General features: G+C 65.4%; 23 protein-coding genes. 19 read left to right on the top strand and 4 right to left on the bottom strand.

Going from position 1 to position 18,813, the window contains the following annotated elements:
* Nucleotides 1–19: 19 nt before the first annotated feature.
* Nucleotides 20–1,438 (bottom strand): sigma-54-dependent transcriptional regulator, encoded by a 1,419-nt coding sequence (locus tag ADAD_RS0111905; RefSeq protein WP_010414040.1) that lies wholly within the window; start codon nucleotides 1,436–1,438, stop codon nucleotides 20–22.
* 198 nt (nucleotides 1,439–1,636) lie between these two features.
* On the opposite strand from ADAD_RS0111905, the gene ADAD_RS17135 reads away from it, so the two are divergent.
* From ADAD_RS17135 to ADAD_RS0111985, 16 genes are all read left to right on the top strand, one after another.
* Nucleotides 1,637–1,777, top strand: coding sequence for a hypothetical protein (locus ADAD_RS17135; protein WP_010414043.1), 141 nt, complete (start codon nucleotides 1,637–1,639; stop codon nucleotides 1,775–1,777).
* Between the two features lie 4 nt (nucleotides 1,778–1,781).
* Nucleotides 1,782–2,906: an NAD(P) transhydrogenase subunit alpha gene (locus tag ADAD_RS0111915; protein ID WP_010414045.1), complete on the top strand. Its 1,125-nt coding sequence runs from the start codon at nucleotides 1,782–1,784 to the stop codon at nucleotides 2,904–2,906.
* A gap of 31 nt (nucleotides 2,907–2,937) precedes the next feature.
* Nucleotides 2,938–3,300 carry a PH domain-containing protein gene (locus ADAD_RS0111920; protein ID WP_010414047.1) on the top strand — a complete coding sequence of 121 codons (363 nt, stop codon included), beginning with the start codon at nucleotides 2,938–2,940 and terminating at the stop codon, nucleotides 3,298–3,300.
* Nucleotides 3,301–3,465: 165 nt separating this feature from the next.
* Complete coding sequence (locus tag ADAD_RS0111925; RefSeq protein WP_010414049.1) at nucleotides 3,466–3,879, top strand: PDZ domain-containing protein; 414 nt, start codon at nucleotides 3,466–3,468, stop codon at nucleotides 3,877–3,879.
* 11 nt (nucleotides 3,880–3,890) lie between these two features.
* Nucleotides 3,891–4,175, top strand: a complete 285-nt coding sequence (locus ADAD_RS0111930) for an NAD(P) transhydrogenase subunit alpha (RefSeq protein ID WP_010414051.1) — start codon at nucleotides 3,891–3,893, stop codon at nucleotides 4,173–4,175.
* On the top strand, nucleotides 4,172–4,345 hold the full coding sequence (locus tag ADAD_RS17010; RefSeq protein ID WP_010414053.1) for a hypothetical protein: 174 nt from the start codon (nucleotides 4,172–4,174) through the stop codon (nucleotides 4,343–4,345). Before ADAD_RS0111930 ends, ADAD_RS17010 begins: the two co-directional genes overlap by 4 nt.
* A 53-nt stretch (nucleotides 4,346–4,398) precedes the next feature.
* Entirely contained in the window at nucleotides 4,399–5,850 is a 1,452-nt protein-coding gene (locus ADAD_RS0111940; RefSeq protein ID WP_192807591.1) for an NAD(P)(+) transhydrogenase (Re/Si-specific) subunit beta, read from the top strand.
* Complete coding sequence (locus tag ADAD_RS0111945) at nucleotides 5,850–6,206, top strand: hypothetical protein (protein ID WP_010414057.1); 357 nt, start codon at nucleotides 5,850–5,852, stop codon at nucleotides 6,204–6,206. Before ADAD_RS0111940 ends, ADAD_RS0111945 begins: the two co-directional genes overlap by 1 nt.
* A gap of 54 nt (nucleotides 6,207–6,260) precedes the next feature.
* Nucleotides 6,261–7,466, top strand: a complete 1,206-nt coding sequence (locus tag ADAD_RS0111950; RefSeq protein WP_010414059.1) for a parallel beta-helix domain-containing protein — start codon at nucleotides 6,261–6,263, stop codon at nucleotides 7,464–7,466.
* Nucleotides 7,463–8,455, top strand: coding sequence for an SO2930 family diheme c-type cytochrome (locus tag ADAD_RS0111955; protein WP_010414060.1), 993 nt, complete (start codon nucleotides 7,463–7,465; stop codon nucleotides 8,453–8,455). Before ADAD_RS0111950 ends, ADAD_RS0111955 begins: the two co-directional genes overlap by 4 nt.
* A gap of 110 nt (nucleotides 8,456–8,565) precedes the next feature.
* Nucleotides 8,566–9,261: an aspartate/glutamate racemase family protein gene (locus tag ADAD_RS0111960; RefSeq protein WP_029140101.1), complete on the top strand. Its 696-nt coding sequence runs from the start codon at nucleotides 8,566–8,568 to the stop codon at nucleotides 9,259–9,261.
* A 75-nt stretch (nucleotides 9,262–9,336) separates the two neighbouring features.
* Nucleotides 9,337–10,497: a deoxyguanosinetriphosphate triphosphohydrolase gene (locus ADAD_RS0111965; protein ID WP_033193363.1), complete on the top strand. Its 1,161-nt coding sequence runs from the start codon at nucleotides 9,337–9,339 to the stop codon at nucleotides 10,495–10,497.
* A 10-nt stretch (nucleotides 10,498–10,507) separates the two neighbouring features.
* A complete protein-coding gene (locus ADAD_RS16420; RefSeq protein ID WP_010414065.1) occupies nucleotides 10,508–11,197 on the top strand; it encodes a nucleoside-diphosphate sugar epimerase in 690 nt (229 codons plus the stop codon).
* A gap of 6 nt (nucleotides 11,198–11,203) precedes the next feature.
* Nucleotides 11,204–11,665, top strand: a complete 462-nt coding sequence (locus ADAD_RS0111975; RefSeq protein WP_010414067.1) for an ABA4-like family protein — start codon at nucleotides 11,204–11,206, stop codon at nucleotides 11,663–11,665.
* Nucleotides 11,662–12,135, top strand: coding sequence for a methyltransferase family protein (locus ADAD_RS0111980; protein WP_029140102.1), 474 nt, complete (start codon nucleotides 11,662–11,664; stop codon nucleotides 12,133–12,135). The genes ADAD_RS0111975 and ADAD_RS0111980 overlap by 4 nt, the downstream gene beginning before the upstream one ends.
* Nucleotides 12,135–12,734, top strand: coding sequence for a DUF938 domain-containing protein (locus ADAD_RS0111985; protein ID WP_050803756.1), 600 nt, complete (start codon nucleotides 12,135–12,137; stop codon nucleotides 12,732–12,734). Before ADAD_RS0111980 ends, ADAD_RS0111985 begins: the two co-directional genes overlap by 1 nt.
* 47 nt (nucleotides 12,735–12,781) lie before the next feature.
* Here ADAD_RS0111985 and ADAD_RS0111990 read toward each other — a convergent pair whose 3' ends face one another.
* The gene (locus ADAD_RS0111990) at nucleotides 12,782–12,913 is read right to left on the bottom strand and encodes an entericidin A/B family lipoprotein (protein WP_029140103.1); all 132 of its coding nucleotides are present in this window, start codon (nucleotides 12,911–12,913) and stop codon (nucleotides 12,782–12,784) included.
* A gap of 44 nt (nucleotides 12,914–12,957) precedes the next feature.
* Nucleotides 12,958–13,860, bottom strand: coding sequence for a DMT family transporter (locus ADAD_RS0111995; RefSeq protein ID WP_010414075.1), 903 nt, complete (start codon nucleotides 13,858–13,860; stop codon nucleotides 12,958–12,960).
* Nucleotides 13,861–13,963: 103 nt separating this feature from the next.
* Here ADAD_RS0111995 and ADAD_RS0112000 point away from each other — a divergent pair, with 103 nt between their 5' ends.
* Nucleotides 13,964–14,194: a hypothetical protein gene (locus ADAD_RS0112000; RefSeq protein ID WP_010414077.1), complete on the top strand. Its 231-nt coding sequence runs from the start codon at nucleotides 13,964–13,966 to the stop codon at nucleotides 14,192–14,194.
* Nucleotides 14,195–14,197: 3 nt separating this feature from the next.
* On the opposite strand, the gene ADAD_RS0112005 is transcribed toward ADAD_RS0112000, so the two are convergent.
* On the bottom strand, nucleotides 14,198–15,745 hold the full coding sequence (locus ADAD_RS0112005; RefSeq protein ID WP_029140104.1) for a CpaF family protein: 1,548 nt from the start codon (nucleotides 15,743–15,745) through the stop codon (nucleotides 14,198–14,200).
* 248 nt (nucleotides 15,746–15,993) lie between these two features.
* Here ADAD_RS0112005 and ADAD_RS15950 point away from each other — a divergent pair, with 248 nt between their 5' ends.
* Together ADAD_RS15950 and glmS are read left to right on the top strand one after the other, a co-directional pair.
* Complete coding sequence (locus ADAD_RS15950; protein WP_192807587.1) at nucleotides 15,994–16,953, top strand: DMT family transporter; 960 nt, start codon at nucleotides 15,994–15,996, stop codon at nucleotides 16,951–16,953.
* A 1-nt stretch (nucleotide 16,954) separates the two neighbouring features.
* The gene (gene glmS, locus ADAD_RS0112015) at nucleotides 16,955–18,778 is read left to right on the top strand and encodes a glutamine--fructose-6-phosphate transaminase (isomerizing) (protein ID WP_010414081.1); all 1,824 of its coding nucleotides are present in this window, start codon (nucleotides 16,955–16,957) and stop codon (nucleotides 18,776–18,778) included.
* Nucleotides 18,779–18,813: the final 35 nt, after the last annotated feature.

Here is an 18,813-nt window from a genome sequence, read left to right on the forward strand (position 1 = left end):
CACCGAGGCGCTACGGCGGTTAGGCGGCGTTGTCGATCCCGAGGTCGGAGAGCTTGCGGTACAGCGTCGAGCGCCCGATGCCGAGACGGCGGGCAACCTCGGTCATGCGGCCGCGATAGTGCCCGATGGCAAGGCGGATCACATCGGCCTCGATCTCCTCGAGCGGGCGCAGGTTGCCGTCTTCGGTATAGAGCATCACGCCCACGGCTTCCTGCACGTGATGGCTGCCTTCGGCCTGTTCGCCGATCAGTTCGGACAGCTGCGGGAAGTCGCTCGCGGTGAGCATCTCCGCCTCGCAGAACACCGCCGCGCGGAACAGCACCGCCTGCAGCTGGCGGACGTTGCCCGGCCAGTCGAAGGCGCACAGCAGGTGGAGTGCGCTGTCGGCTAGGCTGAGGTGGCGCAGCCCCGGCTCGTCGCCGATGCGGGCGAGGAAGTGGCGGGCCAGCGCGGGAATGTCGCCGGCGCGTTCGCGCAGCGGCGGCAGCGTGATGCGCGTCGCGGATATCGCGGCGAGCAGATCCTGGTCGAACTGGCCCTTCGCCGCGAGTTCGGAAAGCGGGCGGTTGCTGGCGGAAAGCAGCCGCGTGTCGATCCGGAAGCCATGCGCTGCGCCGATCGGGCGGACGATGCCGTCGTTCAGTGTCGCGGCAAGCCGGGCCTGCTGGTCCGCGGAAAGGCGGTCTATCTCGTCGAGGATAAGCGTGCCGGTGTCGCAATGCTGGAGCGCACCCATCTGGCTTTCGAAGGCACCGGCGAAGGCGCCTTTCTCGTGCCCGAACAGTGCAGATTCGATCGAATTGACCGGCACGCCCGCCACGTTGACGAGGCGGAAGGGGCCGCGAGCCCGGGGGCTGGTCGCATGGATTGCGCGCAGCAGCATTTCCTTGCCCGTGCCGCTTTCGCCTTCGATCAGCACGTGGCTGTGCGCGCGGGCGGCCTTGGCGGCGCGGGCCAGCGCGATGCGGAAAGCCGGATCGGTGCCGATCATGGCATCGAAATCGAGCACGGCGGGCATCTTCTCGGTCAGCGGCTGCAGCTCGTTTCGCGGCGCCTCCACGCGGGTTGCGGCGCGAAGGGCGCGCATCAGCCGCTCCGGCGCGACGGGCTTGATCAGGTAGTCGGTCGCTCCGGCGCGCATTGCTTCCACCGCGAGCAGCGGGCTGGCGCTGGTGGTCAGCATCAGGATCGGCAGGGCGGGGCGGCGCTGCTTCAATTCGGCGATCAGATCGCACGCGGCATCGCCCGGCACCCACTGGTCGAGGATGATGGCGGACAATTGCATGCCCTGCCGCGTGCCGAGCGTGGCGATGGCGGTCTCCGCGTCCTTCACGACCACGGTTCGCCAGCCTTCGCGGGCAGCCAGAGCGGTGACGAGGCGGCTTTGCGCCGGCTCGTCATCGATCAGCATCAGCAAACGTTCTTCCTGTTCGGCCATGATCCCCCGCCAACCATTCGCATGGGAACCGTCCCATTGCGGTGCAGGCGGTTGCTCTACGGCATGTCGGTAAAGACCAGCTTAAGGCTACTTTATGCGGTCTGCGGGGGAGGGGCGGCCAGCAATAGCTTGAGAATGACAGGGCGCGGCGATAGACCGCTGACGCACAGACCATCCCGAACGGAGTATTCGCCAGCCATGGCCGCAAACGAAGAAGTCGTCACCAAGGATATCGAAAAGGCGCGCAGCACCTACGAACGCTTCATGGCGAGCCTCAAGTGGGCGATCCCGATCATCTGCGTTCTCGTCTTCATCATCATCCTGCTGATTGCGCCCTGACGCCGTGAAGATCGCGGTACTCAAGGAGCGGGCCGAAGGCGAAACCCGGGTCGCGCTGACGCCCGAAACCGCCAAGAAGTTCATCGCGCTGGGCGCGGATGTGGCGATCGAGGCGGGCGCGGGCGAGGCTGCGGCCATCTCGGACGCGGCCTACACCGATGTCGGCGCCACCGTAGGCCCTGCGCAGGAAGCGCTCAAGGATGCGGGCATCGTGCTGGGCGTCCAGGCGCCCGATCCCGCGACTTTGGGCGGAGCGAAAGAGGGCGCCTTCGTGGCCGCGCTGTTCGATCCGTTCCGGGAGCGAGAGCGGGTCGATGCCTACGCCAAGGCGGGTCTCGAAGCGCTGAGCATGGAGTTCATGCCGCGCATCACCCGCGCGCAGAGCATGGATGTGCTCTCCAGCCAGTCCAACCTGTCCGGCTACAAGGCCGTGATCGCGGCGGCGGACCAGTATGGCCGCGCCTTTCCGATGATGATGACCGCAGCCGGCACGGTGCAGCCCGCCCGCGTCTTCGTGATGGGCGTGGGTGTTGCCGGGCTTCAGGCGATCGCCACCGCCAAGCGCATGGGTGCGCAGGTTTCGGCGACCGACGTGCGCTCGGCCACGCGCGAGCAGATCGAATCGCTGGGCGCCAAGGCGATCTTCGTCGCCGAAGGCGGGATCGAGGGTGAAGGTTCGGGCGGCTACGCCAGCGAGATGAGCGATGAGTACAAGGCCGCGCAGGCCAAGCTCGTTTCCGAACATATCGCCAAGCAGGATATCGTGATCACCACCGCGCTGATTCCCGGGCGGCCCGCGCCGCGCCTTATCAGCGACGATCAGATCGCCACCATGAAGCCGGGCAGCGTCATTTTCGACATTGCTGTGCCGCAGGGGGGCAATGTCGAAGGCGCAGTGGCGGACCAGCTGGTTACGCGCCATGGTGTCACGATCATGGGTTACGCCAACACGCCCGCGCATCTGGCACCCGATGCAAGTGCGCTGTTCGCGCGCAACCTGTACAATTTCCTCTCCGCCTTCTGGGACGCGGAGGAGGGCAGGCCGGTGCTCGACGAAGAGATCGGCGATGCGGTGCGGCTGACGCAAGGCGGCCAGGTGGTGAGCGCCAGATTGCTGGAGGCTGGTTGAGGGACCGGGGCTGAAGGAGGGATAAAGTCCGATGGGATTGCTGAACCAGACGCAGACCACGCCGCAGGGTTTCGTGGACAATCACGGCCATGCGCTGGTGGAGGGTGAGGAGGTCTACTTCGCCTTCCGCACGATTCGCGACTGGATCGCTTTCACGGACTGGCGCCTCATCTATGTCGACGTTCAGGGCATTCTCGGCAACAAAAAGGAATACCTGACAGTCCCTTATCGGTCGATCACCGCATTCTCGATCACCAGCGCGGGCACGATCGACATCGACGCGGAAATCGCGGTGTTCCTGTCCGGCCACCCGCCGATCGAGTTCAAGGTCGGCAAGTTCACCAATACCGAGGCTTTGCAGAAGCTGCTCGCTTCGCGGATGAACGCGAACTAGTCAGCTGGCCGCGCCCGCAAACGGGTGCCGCCTTCACAAAACGGAACGAAAGCCGTGCGTTGATGCGCCTTGGCCATCGACAGCGCCGATTCGCCTTGCAATAAGCCTGCCGCGAAACCATTCGGTCCTCGGGGGAGGCAGATGCGACATAGTACGATATTGTCGATGCTGGCTTCGGCAACATTGCTTGCCGGGCACCCTGCCGTTGCCCAGGATACCCAGGGTGCGGCCCCTGCCGAAGGGCCCACCATCAACATGGAAGAATTGTTCGGAAGCCTGAAGATCCCGCCCGATCGCAAGGAGGATCTGGACACCAGCCAGCCGGTAGTGGGCTTCGGGTTCCAGATCGTCGACGATGGCGTCAAAATCGCCAGGGTTCTTGAAGGATCGGCGGCGCAGGCGGCCGGGCTTCGGGTGGGCATGATTATCGAGCGGATCAATGGTGCCCGCCTTTCGACCTTCACCCTCGAAGAAATCGCCAAGCTGATCGCCGCCATCGATGGCGAGATCACGTTTGTCATCCGCGACACCGGCGATGTGACACTGCGCAAGGCGCCAATTGAACAGCAAGGGAGCTGAGAACAACAGCCATGGACTTCATTTCCGTCCTGTCGATTTTCGTGCTGGCGTGTTTCGTCGGCTATTACGTGGTGTGGTCGGTCACGCCCGCATTGCACACGCCGCTGATGGCGGTGACCAATGCGATTTCATCGGTCATTATCGTGGGGGCACTGATCGCCAGCGCCGAGGCGGGTAGCGATGTCGCCAAATGGCTCGGCCTGGCAGCGGTCGTGCTTGCCAGCATCAACATCTTCGGCGGCTTCGCCGTCACCGAGCGGATGCTCGCGATGTACAAGAAGAAGGACGGGAAATGAGCGGGGCGGAAAGCATGGCGACCGGTCGCCATAAAAAGACACTGGGGGCGCTCGGGTTGTTCTTCGGGGTGATCGCTGTGGCCGTGATCTTCGGCTATTCCGTGGGCAAGGACATGGCCCTGAGCGACAATGCACGTGACGCCGCCACTCTTGCGGGAGAAAGCGCATGAGCCTGCCGCGCGACGTTCAGCCGCTGGCGGTGCCGCCGGGCGAGGATTACGGAATGGCGCAGGTGGCGGAAACCGCCGCCGCCCACGGTCCGACCAACCCCTGGGTCGCGCTTGCCTATCTGGTGGCGGGGGTGTTCTTCATCCTTGCGCTGCGCGGGCTTTCGAGCCCCGTGACCAGCCGTGCGGGCAACCGCAACGGGATGATCGGGATGCTGATCGCGGTCATCACCGTGATCGTGACGCACGATATCGCCAACATCTTCGAAATCCTGATCGCCATCGCCATCGGCGGCCTGATCGGCTTCACCATCGCACGGCGTATCGCCATGACCGCGATGCCGGAACTTGTGGCGGGCTTTCACAGCCTCGTCGGGCTCGCGGCGGTGCTGGTCGGCTTCGCGGCGTGGATGAACCCCGGTGCGTTCGATATTCTCGACGCCTCGGGCCAGATCCTGACCGTCAGCCGGATCGAGCTGGGGCTGGGCATCGCCATTGGTGCGATCACATTCTCTGGATCGGTCATCGCCTTCCTCAAGCTGTCGGGCCGGATGGGCGGCAAGCCGATCATGCTGCCCGGGCGGCATGTCATCAATCTCGGCACGCTCGCCGCGATCATCGCGCTGATCGCCGCCTACGCGATGTCTGCCACGGCGGGGCCAGGCGAGGGCTGGATGATTCTCGCGGTCGCCGCGCTCGCGTTCATTATCGGCTTCCTGCTGATCATTCCGATCGGCGGGGCGGACATGCCGGTCGTGGTGTCGATGCTGAACAGCTATTCCGGCTGGGCGGCAGCGGCGATGGGCTTCACGCTGGGCAATACGGCGATGATCATCACCGGCGCGCTGGTCGGTAGCTCGGGCGCGATCCTCAGCTACATCATGTGCCGTGCGATGAACCGCAGCTTCATCTCCGTGATCGCGGGTGGCTTCGGGGCCGACGACAGCGCGGCTGGCGGCGGCGAGGCGCGCGAGCAGCGTCCCTACAAGCAGGGCAGCGCCGACGATGCGGCTTTCATGCTGGAGCAGGCGGAGAAGGTCATCATCATCCCCGGCTACGGCATGGCGGTCGCCCAGGCGCAGCATGCGCTGCGCGAGATGGGCGATGTGCTGAAGGAAAAGGGCGTGGAGGTGAAATACGCGATCCACCCCGTCGCAGGCCGCATGCCGGGGCACATGAACGTGCTGCTGGCCGAAGCCAACGTGCCCTATGACGAGGTGTTCGAGCTGGAGGACATCAACTCCGAGTTCGCGCAGGCCGACATTGCCTTCATCATCGGCGCGAACGACGTGGTGAACCCGGCGGCGAAGACCGACAAGAGCTCGCCGATCTACGGCATGCCCGTGTTCGATGTGGGCAATGCCAAGCAGGTCTTCTTCATCAAGCGCAGCATGGGCGGGGTCGGCTATGCGGGCGTCGATAACGACGTGTTCTACCTGAACCAGACGACCATGCTGCTGTCTGACGCGAAGAAGATGGTCGAGGAAATCGTGAAGGCGCTCGACTAGTGGGCCGTGCGCTTCTCCTCCTCATCCTGCTCGCGGCGCTGGGCGTGGGCGCCTGGCTCTATTTCGGTGACGGCATGCGTGTCGTCACCGAACGCAGCGTGGAGGTGGCGCTGGTCGAGGCGGGCGTACCGGAGGAGCAGGCCGGCTGCATGGCGCCGCGCATGGCGGAACGGCTGACCCGCGATCAGCTGCGCAAGCTGCAGAATGTCGCGCCGCAGGAAGGCGAGACGACCGTGCCGCGCGATGCGGGTGAGGCGCTGGCGCGCATCCGCCGGGTCGACGATCCCGAAGCGGTCGAGGTGACGGTTCGCGCTGCCGCAGCCTGTGCGTTCGGCGGGATTTTCGAGAACCTGTAGGCCCTTGTCTTCGCTCGTATGCGTGGCACTATGCAACGCATAAGGGAGAGAGACATGATCCGCACGCTTATGGCTGCCACAGCGCTGGCCACGCTCGCTTCGCCTGCCTTTGCCGAAACCATTAGTGTCGCGCCGGGCGACGGCGCGCAGGAGCGCCTGCAGGAGGCGCTGATCCTTGCCGAACCGGGCGACGAGATCGTGCTCGCAGCCGGTCGTTTCGATCTGACGGACGGCCTCAGCCTCGATGTGGACGGCGTAACCGTGCGCGGGGCGGGCATGCATGCCAGCGTGCTCGATTTCAGCGGACAGCGGGGCGCGGGCGAAAGCTTGCTCGTCACCAGCGACGGCGTGACGCTGCGCAACTTCGGGATGGAGAACCCCAAGGGCGACGGGATCAAGTCGAAGGGCGCGGACGACATCGTCTACCAGGGCGTGCGCGTCACCTGGACCAACGGACCGGCGGCGACCAATGGCGCCTACGGGCTCTATCCGGTCGAAAGCACCGGCATCCTGATCGACGGATGCGAGGTCTCCGGCGCATCCGATGCGGGCATCTATGTCGGGCAGTCGAGCAAGATCACGGTGCGCAATTCGACCGCGCGCGCCAATGTCGCAGGGATCGAGATCGAGAACAGCCGCCAGGCCATCGTCGAGCGCAATTTCGTGACCGAGAATACCGGCGGTATCTTGGTGTTCGATCTACCCGGGCTGCCGGTGAAGAACGGCGGCGAGGTGCTGGTGCGCAACAACCTGGTCGCCAACAACACCACGCCCAATTTCGCGCCAGAGGGCAATATCGTCGCATCCGTGCGGCGCGGCACCGGCATCATGGTAATGGCGAACGACACCGTGTGGGTCGGCCAGAACATGCTCTACGACAACCCGACAGCGCCGATCATGGTCATCGCCTATCCGCTCGCCTTCGAGGACCCCGAGTATAATCCGTACCCGCGCGAAATCAGCATCGATCACAATCAGGTGGACGAGGGTGGCACGGACCCGCAATTCGAGGGGGCTGAGATGCTGCTCGCGGCCTTCGGTGGAGCCTTGCCGCCAGTGATGTGGGACGGGCTGGAAGATCCCGAGATGACCACGCTGATGGTCCACCCGGACCTGGCAGGCTGGTCGGTCAACCTGCCCGAACAGGGTGCAGGCATCGAATCCGCGCGACCGGGTCCGCTCGATGTGGGGGCCATCGGCCAGCCGATCAGCATCGAAGGCTGGGGCGCACCTGACGAACTAGAAGCGCGGCTGAAGTGATCCGCAATCTGGCCATCCTGGGCGCGGCAGTGGCCACGCTTGCGGTCAGCGCAGGCGTGCAGGCGCTGCCGCCGCCCAAGGTCGACGACACGCTGATCGCGAGTGACAGCCTGCCGAAGACCTTGGGCAATTACGGATTTTTCCTCGATCGTGCGGCAAACGATCCGGCGCCCGGCGTCGTGCCCTACCGGCTCAACATGCCGCTGTTTTCGGATGGGGCGGACAAGCATCGCTTCGTCTACGTGCCCGACGGGCAGGAGATCGCCATCGGCGATCAGGGCCTGCTGGAATTCCCGGTGGGCTCAGCCCTCATCAAGACCTTTGCCTTCGGGGAGGGGGGTGGCCAGCGCAAGATCGAAACCCGCGTCCTGCTGCACCGCGCCGACGGCTGGGTAGCTCTGCCTTACGTGTGGAACGAGGAGCAGACCGAGGCGACGCTCGCGCTCGCGGGCAAGCGGGTGCCCGTGACCACGCCGTGGGGAGAGGAAATCAGCTACCGCGTTCCGAACAAGAACCAGTGCAAGGAATGCCACGGGCTCGAAGGCGCAGTTACGCCGATAGGCCCCAAGACGCGCAATCTGTCGACCGCGTGGTTGCAGAGTTTTCTCGGGACGGTTCCGGAAGGCGCAGACACCATGCCCCGCTGGGAAGACCGTGCGGCCGCCGATCGTACCGCCGCGGCGCGCGCCTATCTCGATGTGAACTGCGCGCATTGCCACCGCCCCGGCTCGACCGCGTCCAACTCGGGCCTCGATCTGCGGTGGGAAACGGACGATCCGCACGCCATCGGGATCAACAAGCGCCCCGTCGCCGCAGGGCGCGGATCGGGCGGGTTGCAGTTCGATATCGTGCCGGGCGACCCCGAAGCCTCCATCCTCGTCTATCGCATGGGGAGCGGAGAGCCGGGCGTCGCAATGCCCGAACTGGGCAAGGCAACCGTGGACGAGGAAGGCGTTGCGCTGGTCGAACGCTGGATTGCCGGGCTTTGACCCGCTAGCAAGCCAGCGAATCCGCCTCGCTCCCGTCAGCGGGCACGACCATCATACAGCGCGCCAGCCAGCCGGCTGGGCTGCGTACAAGCGACAGGGACGCATACACCGTGCGCAAGTTTGGCCTTATCGGCGGCATGAGCTGGGTCTCGACCCGCATGTATTACGAGTGGATCAACAAGGGCGTGACGCGGCGCGTGGGGCCCATGGCGTCCGCTCCGCTGCTGATCGAAAGCCTCGATTTCAAGGAATTGTCCGGCCTCACCAACGACGATGAGTGGGACCGCGCGGCCGATATTCTGGTCGCTTCGGCAAAGCGGCTGGAAGAGGCCGGGGCAGGGGCGCTGGCCATCGCGGCCAATTCGATGCACCGCGTCTACGATCAGGTCGCCGAGGCGGTCGACGTGCCGGTGCTGCACATTGCCGAGGCCGTGGGCGAGAAGATGAAGGCCGAAGGCGCCGTCAACGCCGCGCTGATCGGGACGCGCAACGTGATGATCGAAAGCTTCTACCGCCGCCATCTGGTCTCGCACGGGGTCGATCTGCTGCCGCCCGACATGACCCATGTCGAGCGGGTGAACGAGATCATCTACGACGAACTGATGCACGGGAAGGCCAGCCGCGATGCGGAGCGGTTTTTCCGCACGATGATAACCAACCTGGAAAAAGACGGTGCCGAAGCCATCGTGCTCGCGTGCACCGAACTGGACATGGTGATCGATGTCGATGCCAACGTCCTGCCGATCTTCGATTCCGCGCGCATCCACAGCGCGGCGATCGTCGACTGGATCCTGAGTGAGGGCTGAGCGGCAGGAAATGGCCGCAACCATGGCGACAGGGGTGGTTGTTCCATGGCCCGCGGCGGTCTAGGCGACGCCAGCATGGAGCGCTCGCCCCTCGCCGCCGATCCCGCCCGTTCGCGCGGCCGCGAATTCCCTGGCACTTCGGATGAAACGCGCGGCCCGCGCAGCGCCTTCCAGCGCGACCGCGACCGGATCATCCATTCGATCGCCTTTCGCCGGTTGCGCAGCAAGACGCAGGTTTTCGTCGCACCCGAAGGCGATCACTACCGCACGCGCCTGACGCACAGCCTGGAAGTCGCGCAGATCGGTCGCGTGATTGCCCGTGCGCTGGGCCTGGACGAGGATCTGACCGAGGCACTGTGCCTCGCGCACGATATCGGCCATCCGCCCTTCGGCCATGCGGGCGAGGAGGCGCTGGACCGCGCGCTGGTCGATCATGGCGGGTTCGATCACAATGCGCAGACGCTGCGCACGCTGATGCGGCTGGAAAGCCCCTACTGTACGCACGAAGGCCTCAACCTCAGCTGGGAAGTGCTCGAAGGGCTCGCCAAGCATAACGGGCCGGTTCACGCGCCCCACTGGGCGTTGGCGGAACTGGATGCGGCATTCCCGCTGGACCTCGAAGGATGGCCCACGCTGGAGGCGCAGGTGGCTGCGGTGGCGGACGATATCGCCTACGACAACCACGATATCGACGACGGCCTGCGCGCGGGCTTCCTCGAACTCGACGATCTGCTGACGCTGGACTTCATCGCCGATCAGTGGCGCGAGGTGGAACGCCGCTTTCCCAACGCTCCGCGTGACAGGCAGCTGCGCGAACTGGTGCGCGGGCAGATCGGCTGGATGGTGAACGATGTGCTTGCCCAGACCCGCACCGCGACTGCGGGAATGGACGATCCGGCGGCCATTGCGGGGGCGGGCAGGGCGCTCGCCGGGTTCTCGCCCGCGCTGCACGCGGCCGAACGCCGCCTGAAGGCGTTCATGTATGCCAAGCTCTACTACCACCCCGAACAGACCGCCACGGCAGACAAGGCCGATGCCGTTATAGAACGCCTCTGGCAGACCTATTGCGAAGATCCGGCAAGAATGGGAACCCGGTGGTTCGAGAGCCTGCCCGGCGAAGAGCCGCATCGCAGCCGACATATCGCGGATTATATCGCGGGCATGTCGGACCGATTCGCGCTAGAACGGGTGCGGGAGTTTCATGGGGACGCAGTCAGCGATCTCAGCAATGTTTGAGTGGGGGTAGATGAGCAGCCGATTCCGCGTGGCGATGGGGGGCGTGAGCGAGCCGATCGGGCTGCGGCTGCTGCATCTTGCGCGGTATCAGCCGCAAATCCGCATGGTCGCGCTCACGCTGGGCGAGATAGAACTGCCGCGTGGCAGTAGGCTGGAAGTGTTCATCGCCGATGCGGACCGCTGGTCGCGCGTGATGCGGGCCATGAAGCCCAAGGTTTTCGTGGTGGGGCTGGGCCCGGCGGTAAATCTGGTGGGCAAGGATCGCAGCCCGATGCGCGCGATCGATTCCGAAGAAGCTGTTTTGGAAATCGCCAAGACTGCGCGCTTTGCAGGCGTCGAACGGCTTGTGGCGATCAGTTCCGAAGGGGCGGACCGCTGGTCGCGCGACAAGCATCTCAGCGCCAAGGGCAAGGCGGAGACTGAGCTTTCGCGGCTCGGCTTCAAGCGGCTCGACATCATGCGGCCCGGCCCGCTTTCCCAACGCGGCATTTCAGACGATGGCCCGCTTTCGGATATCTCGGCGTTGCGCGGGCGGGGTACGGATGTGGATATGGTGGCGCACGCGATCCTGACGCTCAGCCTCAGGCGCACGCCGGGCAAGTTCGTGCACGAGGAGGAGGGGATCGAAAGGGCGGCGGCGATGCTTTCGCGTGCACCGGGCAACAAGACGGTGGGCGCCTCTGAAGCCGGGCAGGGCTAGCACGGCATGTGGCAGACGCTCTTCGATTTCACCAATGTCATCGCGCTTGGCGGCTGGGCACTGCTGATCCTGCTGCCTCGCCGCGAAAGCGTGCTGGCCTGCGTGCTGTACGGCGCCATCGGCCTGCTCTGCGCGACCTATCTGGTGATCCTCGTGGCGCTGGTCGGCAACATGGTGGACCCTGCCCCGGCAGCCGGAACCGTGCCGAACCCCGCCTTCGAGTACAGCGTAGAGGGGCTGATGGCGATGTTCCGTTCGGAAGCTGCCATCGTGGTCGGCTGGACGCACTACCTGGCGCTGGACCTGTTCGCGGGCCTGTGGATCGCGCGCGATGCGGATGGCCGGGCCGTGGGCCGGCTGGTGCAGGTGCCGTTTCTGCTTGCGATCTTCATGGCGGGGCCGGCGGGCCTTTTCGCATGGCTGATCGCGCGCCTCTTCCTGCGCGCCGACGAAACGGAGAACGCATGATGGCACTGGTCGATCAGGATAGCGCACAGGTCCGCTTCCCGCCGCCGCTGGTCGTCCTGGGCCTGCTGTTGCTGGGGCTGGCCGCCGAACCGGCGTTCGGACTGCCGGGGATAGATGTCGCCGCGCTGCGCCCCATCGGGTTGGTCGTCGGCGCCCTTGGCGCGGCGATCCTGGCTTCGGGGCTGTTCGGCTTCTTCAGGGCGGGCAACGATCCCGAGCCCTGGAAGAAGGACACGGCCCTCGTCACTTCGGGCCTGTACCGGTTCAGCCGCAATCCCATGTATCTGGGGATGGTGCTGGTGCAGCTGGGAATTGCGCTGTTCGCGCAGAGCATTGGCGGCCTCGTGTCGGTACCGCTGGCGGTGCTGCTGATCGACCGCTTCGTGATCGCGCGGGAGGAACCGCACCTGATCGCCACTTTTGGCGAGGAGTATCGCGCCTATTGCGCGCGGGTCCGGCGGTGGATCTGATGAGCGCCAAACGCGAGAGCCCGGCCGCCCAGCGCAACCGCGCCCCGATTGCGCAGGTGCTTTCGGAGGAATTGCCAGAGCGTGGCCTCGTGCTGGAGATCGCCAGCGGCACGGGTGAGCATGCGGTGCATTTCGCGCGGCAATTCCCCGATCTGGACTGGCAGCCGAGCGATCCCGACGCTCAGGCGCGCGCCTCTATCGGAGCCTATGCCGAAGAAGCTGCACTGCCCAACCTGCGTGAACCGGTCGCGCTGGATGTAAGCACCGAAGAATGGCCGATCCGGAGCGCGGACGCGCTATTATGTGTCAATATGGTACATATCAGCCCGTGGCGGGCGAGTGAGGGGCTGTTCGCCGGTGCGGCCGAAATCCTTGCAGAGGGCGCGCCGCTGATCCTTTACGGCCCCTATATCGAGGCCGGAGTGGAGACCGCAGCAAGCAATCTGGCGTTCGATGAAAGCCTGAAAGCGCGCAACCCGGAATGGGGCCTGCGCGACGTTTCAGACATTGATGCGCTTGCCCGGCGCAGCGGCTTCAGCCGCATGCGCCGGGTGCAAATGCCGGCCAATAATATCGTGCTGGTCTATCGCAGATCGTAACGCGGGGCCGCTTGGGGGCGGGGCTGCCACGCAACAGATGCTGCAGATCAATCGATGGCTTCTTCACCGGCCTGACCGACCGATTCGACATCCTGGCCAAGGCCTTTGACGGTGTTGCAGGCGGTGGCGGTAAGGCCGAGCGCGGCGACACCGACGGCGAGGGCAAGCTTGCGGATCATCGTTTTTCCTTTCGCAAAGAGCGCCATGCGCCCGTTTCGCCAGTTCAACGTGTTTGTGGCGGGAGCGGTTCCTCGAGAGCGGTGGCGCGCCTCTTCTGCCGGGCAAGGTGTCCTTCGCGCAGCACGATGATCGATCCCGCCAGAATGATGATCGGCGCGCCGATCCAGGTGGTCGGGGCGGGCAGTTCGTCGAAAACCTGCCACCCGTACAGCGTGGCCCACAGCAGCGCGGTGTAATCCATCACGATCACCGTCGCCGCCGATCCGTAGCGCAGCGAGTTGGTCAGCAATAATTGCGCTGCCGCGCCGCTCAGCCCGATACCGCCCAGCAGCAGCCAGGCTTCGGTCGAATGCGCCTTGCCCACGAAGGGCAGGGAAAGTGCCGCCACCGGTGCGGTGAGCAGGCAGAACCAGAACACGATGCTGGTCGAACCTTCGGTCTTGTTCAGATCCTGGATCTGGATCGATATCAGCGCGACCATGAAGGCCGCTGCCAGCCCCACCGCGATACCGGTGGGGTCTACGGGCGTGCCGCCGGGCTGCGTGACGATCAGGATGCCGACAAAGCCGATGGCCACCGCGCTCCAGCGATAGCGGCCGATCTTCTCCTTCAGCAGCAGCATGGACAGGATCACGGCCCAGATCGGCGCGGTGAAGTTGAGCGTGGTCGCCTCTGCCAGCGGCAGCAGGATCACGGCGCCATAGACCAGCGCCATGCCGATGATGCCGAAGACGCTGCGCACCACGTGCGCGCCGAAGCGCACCGGCTTCAGCGCGGCGAGGCCGACCGTGGCCGAGGCGAAGCCGATCATCACCAGCAGCGTGACTGCCTGCCGCCAGAAGATCATCTCGGCCAGGTGGACGCCCTGTTCGCCCGCCAGCTTCACCAGCATCGAGAGTGTGGTGAGGGCGAGAGCCGCCAGCAGACGCAAGCCGATGGCCGTCAATGGGCGGGATTGGGCGACGCCAGCTTCCATCCCATGGCTGTTAGAGATTGATGGCGCGCAATCAAGTTGCGCTTGTCCGCATCAATCGCCACCTCGCACCGCGATGACCTGGTGGCACGATCTCATTTTTCTCAGCGATGCGGGGCGCGTGGCGCTGGCCGGCCTCGCCTTCGTGGTCGTGGCGCTGATCGCGATGGTTGCGGAAAGGCTCCGCGGCAAGCGCGCCCGGATCGACCGGGTCGGCTGCATGCCGTGGATGACGATCTTTCTGTTCGCGGCGGTGATCGGGGGCGGGCTGCTGGCGACGGCTCTGCCAGCGCTGCTGAAGGGCTAGGCCCTACAGGCATGCCTCAAGATACGCCTGGTCGAAGCCGAACTGCCGGGCCTTTTCCAGCGTGTAGGGGCGCAGGCCCTGACTGCGGAATTCCCCCAGAATCTTGCCGTCCTCGCTCTCGTCCATGTACTCGAACTTGAACAGTTCCTGGGTGACGATGACGTCGCCTTCCATCCCGATCACCTCGGTGATGTTGGTGGTGCGGCGGCTGCCGTCGCGCAGGCGCTTTACCTGCACGATCAGGTCGACGGACTCGGCAATCTGGCGGCTGATGGCTTCCTTGGGGATCTTGATGTCGCCCATCAGGATCATGTTTTCCATACGCCCCAGTGCCTCGCGTGGGGAGTTGGCGTGCAGCGTGCACATGGAACCATCGTGGCCAGTGTTCATCGCGGCGAGCAGGTCGAACGCTTCCGCGCCGCGAATTTCGCCCAGGATGATGCGGTCGGGCCGCATACGCAGAGCGTTCTTCACAAGGTCGCCGATGGTGATCGCGCCCTGGCCTTCGAGGTTGGGCGGGCGCGTTTCGAGCGGCAGCCAGTGCGGCTGCTGAAGGCGCAGTTCGGCCGCGTCCTCGATCGTCAGCACACGCTCGCCCGGGTCGATCATCTTCGACAGGGCATTGAGCATCGTCGTCTTACCCGAACCCGTACCGCCCGAGATCACGACATTCATCCGGCAGGCGCCCGCGATCTTGAGCGCGGTGGCCATCTTGTCGTCCATCGAGCCCCAGTTCTTGAGCATGTCGATGGTGATCGGCTTTTCGGAGAACTTACGAATGGAGATCGCGGTGCCGCGCAAGCTGAGCGGCGGGACGATCACGTTGACACGGCTGCCGTCCTTCAGACGGGCGTCGGCCAGCGGCGTGGTCTGGTCGACGCGGCGGCCGACCTGGTTCACGATCCGCTGCGCGATCTGGAACAGGTGCTGTTCGTCGCGGAACTGGATCGGGGCGAGGGTCAGCTTGCCCTTCTTTTCGATGTAGGTCTGGTCGGGCCCGTTGACCATGATGTCGGAAACGTCCGGGTCCTGAAGCAGCTCTTCCAGTGGACCGAAGCCGAGCAGTTCGTCGATCAGTACCTTTTCCAGCGCGAACTGTTCGCGCCGGTTCAGCGTGACCTTCAGCTCGGCCAGCACTTCCATGATGATCGGGCGGAACTCCTCGCCCAGCTCTTCCTTCGTCAGCGTAGAAGCCGCTTCGGGGTCGATTCTCTCAAGCAGGCGCGGCAGCACCTGCTCCTTGATCTTGTGGACGCTGGCTTCGAAGCCGGTGACTTCTTCCTTGACGTGGACCGCGTTGGATCGCTCGTCGAGCCGGCGACGCGCATCGGCGTGGCGGTTATTGCCGGAAGGGGCGGGCGCCGGAGTGGGCGAGGAAGAACCTTCGCCCGAGGCAGTATCTTCGTCGGGAATCGGCGGAAACTGCTCGCCCCCTTCGGGATTGCTGGGGCGGGGCGCATTGGAGCCCTTCATGGGCTTGGCGTTGCCGAATGCGGGACGGTTGCCGGAGCCCAAGCCCCCGGGCCCGTTCCTGCGTCCGAAAGCGCTCATTATCGTATCTCCCGAAGCATCCAGGCCAAGCAATGCGGCGTGCGGGCATAATGGCCAACAGCACCTTCTCGGAGATGGTGAATATGATGGAAACCTTAGCATTTCCCTAAACGGATCAGGTGTCTGACCGATCGCCGATGGAACCGGCCGTGCCTGTCCACCGCGCGAACCGATACGCGGCTGGAAACATGCGCCGCTTTGCGCGAAGGGCGCAATGAACGGCATTGCAAAAGGACTTCGCAGGCAACGTGCAGCATAGTGAACGCAGCGGCATCTTGCTGGCGGCGGCGGGCTTCAGCTCGCTGTCGGTCGGCGACGCGATCGTCAAGACGATGGCGGGCGAGTGGTCTCCTCTGGCCGTCGCGGCGCTGCGCTTCACCATCGGTGCGATCGCGCTCTCCCTCCTGCTGTTGCGCAGCGAGGGGCCGGGTGCCTTTCGCCCGCGCCGCCCGTTGCTGCAGGTGGCGCGCGGCGCATGCCTGGCCGGCGCGACCCTGTGCTTCTTTTCCGCCGTTTTCGTGATGCAGCTGGCAGAGGCGATGGCGTTGGCCTTCGTCTCGCCCGTATTCGTCGCCCTGCTGAGCGGCCCGCTGCTGAAGGAAAAGGTCCGCCCGGCGGTGTGGATCGCCTCGCCGATCGCGCTGGTCGGCGTGATGCTGGTGTTGCGGCCCAACTTCGCGGAGCTGGGGATCATGGCGGGCCTGCCTCTGCTGTCGGCCTTTTTCTTCGGCCTGATGGTCATCTGCAACCGCGCGGCGGCGGGCGACGGGAGTGCGCTCTCGATGCAGGTGTTCATCGCCTGCCTTGCCACCCCCTTCCTGATCGCGGCGGCGGTGATCGGCCACGTCAGCGGCGCGCCGGGCCTGCAGGTCAGCCTGCCGGACTGGAGCATCGTCGCGCGCTGCGCGCTGGTCGCGATCACCGCCAGCACCGCGCACTGGCTGGTGTTTCTGGGCACTACGCGCGCGGGCGCGGCGACCATCGCGCCCGTCACCTACGTGCAGATGATCGTGGCGATCACGCTGGGCTATCTGCTGTTTTCCGATGTGCCCGATCTGGCGACCGTGGCGGGTGCCGCGATCATCATCGGCGCGGGGCTTTTCCTGTGGCTGACCACTCCGCGCGCGACCACCCGGATGTCGCGCGCATTGCAAGGCCAGCCGCAGACGCTAGAGCGCGAGAGGAGCAAAAGCGGAAACGGCGACTGACATGTGCGGCATTATCGGAATTATCAGCGAAACCCCGGTGGCGGATCGCCTGGTCGATGGCCTGAAGCGGATGGAATACCGCGGCTATGATTCCTCGGGCGTGTGTACGATCGACGACGGGCAGATGATCCGCCGCAGGGCGGAAGGAAAGCTGGCCAACCTGGTCGAGGTGCTGAAGGACAGTCCCGCCCCCGGCACCATCGGCATCGCTCACACGCGCTGGGCAACGCATGGCGCGCCGACCGAAGCCAATGCGCACCCCCACGCGGGCAAGGCCGCCGCGCTGGTCCATAACGGCATTATCGAGAATTTCCGCACCCTGCGCGACGAGCTGAACGCGGATGGCTATACCGCGCAGAGCGAGACCGACAGCGAAGTGGTCGCACTGCTGGTCAGCCGCGAGGTGGAGCGCGGCGCGTCGCCCGAAGAAGCGGTTCGTACGGTTCTCCCCCGCCTGCGCGGTGCCTTCGCGCTGGCGATCGTTTTCCCTGACCAGCCGGACAGGATCATCGGCGCGCGGCTCGGCTCGCCGCTGGTGATCGGCCACGGCGAGGGCGAGATGTTCATCGGATCGGACGCGCTGGCGCTGGCGCCGCTGACCCAGCGCATTTCCTACCTGGAGGAGGGCGACTGGGCGGTCGTCACCCGCGAGGGCGTGCAGGTGCATGACGCGGAGGGCAACGAAGTAGAACGCGAAATCGTCGCCTCGGGCGCCAGTGCCGCGGCCGTGGAGCGGGGCAACTACCGCCACTTCATGCAGAAGGAGATCTTCGAACAGCCCACCGTGGTTGCCCAGACGCTCTCCAGCTATGTGCGCCAGGCGGACCAGACCGTCGCCCTGCCACAGATGGATTTCGACCTCTCCAGCATCGACCGGATGACCATCGTCGCCTGCGGCACGTCCTATTATGCCGGGATGGTCGGCCGCTACTGGATCGAACAGTTCGCGCGCGTGCCGGTCGACATCGATGTGGCGAGCGAGTTTCGCTATCGCGAGCCGCCGCTGCCCAAGGGCGGGCTCGCGCTGTTCATTTCGCAGAGCGGGGAGACCGCCGACACGCTGGCCGCGCTGCGATACTGCAAGGCGCAGGGGCAGACGATCGCCGCCATCGTCAACGTGCCCACCAGCACCATGGCGCGCGAGGCGGACCTGCTGCTGCCGATCCACGCCGGGCCGGAGATCGGTGTCGCATCGACCAAGGCTTTCACCTGCCAGCTGGCAGTGCTCGCCGCGCTTGCCGCGAAGCTGGCGGTGGTGAAGGGCCAGATGGAACGCGCCGAGGAACAGGAGGTGGTGCGCCACCTGCTCGAAGCGCCCGCCTGCCTCAACCAGGCGCTCGACCATGACGACGACATTGCGGCGATGGCCCACACCATCGCCCCGGCGCGCGACGTGCTGTATCTCGGGCGCGGAGCAGACTTCCCGATGGCGCTGGAAGGCGCGCTCAAGCTGAAGGAAATCAGCTATATCCACGCCGAAGGCTATGCCAGCGGAGAGATGAAGCACGGCCCCATCGCGCTGATCGACGAGGATGTACCGGTGGTCGTGATCGCGCCCAGCGGCCCGCTGTTCGAAAAGACCGTCTCCAACATGCAGGAGGTGCGCGCGCGCGGCGGGCAGGTGGTGCTCATTTCGGATGCGGACGGCCTCGCGGAAGCGGGCGAGGGGTGCCTCGCCACGATCGAGATGCCCAAGGTGCACCCCCTGATCGCGCCGCTGGTGTATGCCGTGCCGGTACAACTGCTGGCCTATCACGTGGCGCTGGTGAAGGGCACCGATGTCGATCAGCCGCGCAACCTCGCCAAATCGGTGACGGTCGAATAGTTCGGGCCCCCGGTCGGCACTTTACCGGGAACTAA

Source organism: Citromicrobium sp. JLT1363, assembly GCF_000186705.1.
GTDB lineage: Bacteria > Pseudomonadota > Alphaproteobacteria > Sphingomonadales > Sphingomonadaceae > Alteriqipengyuania.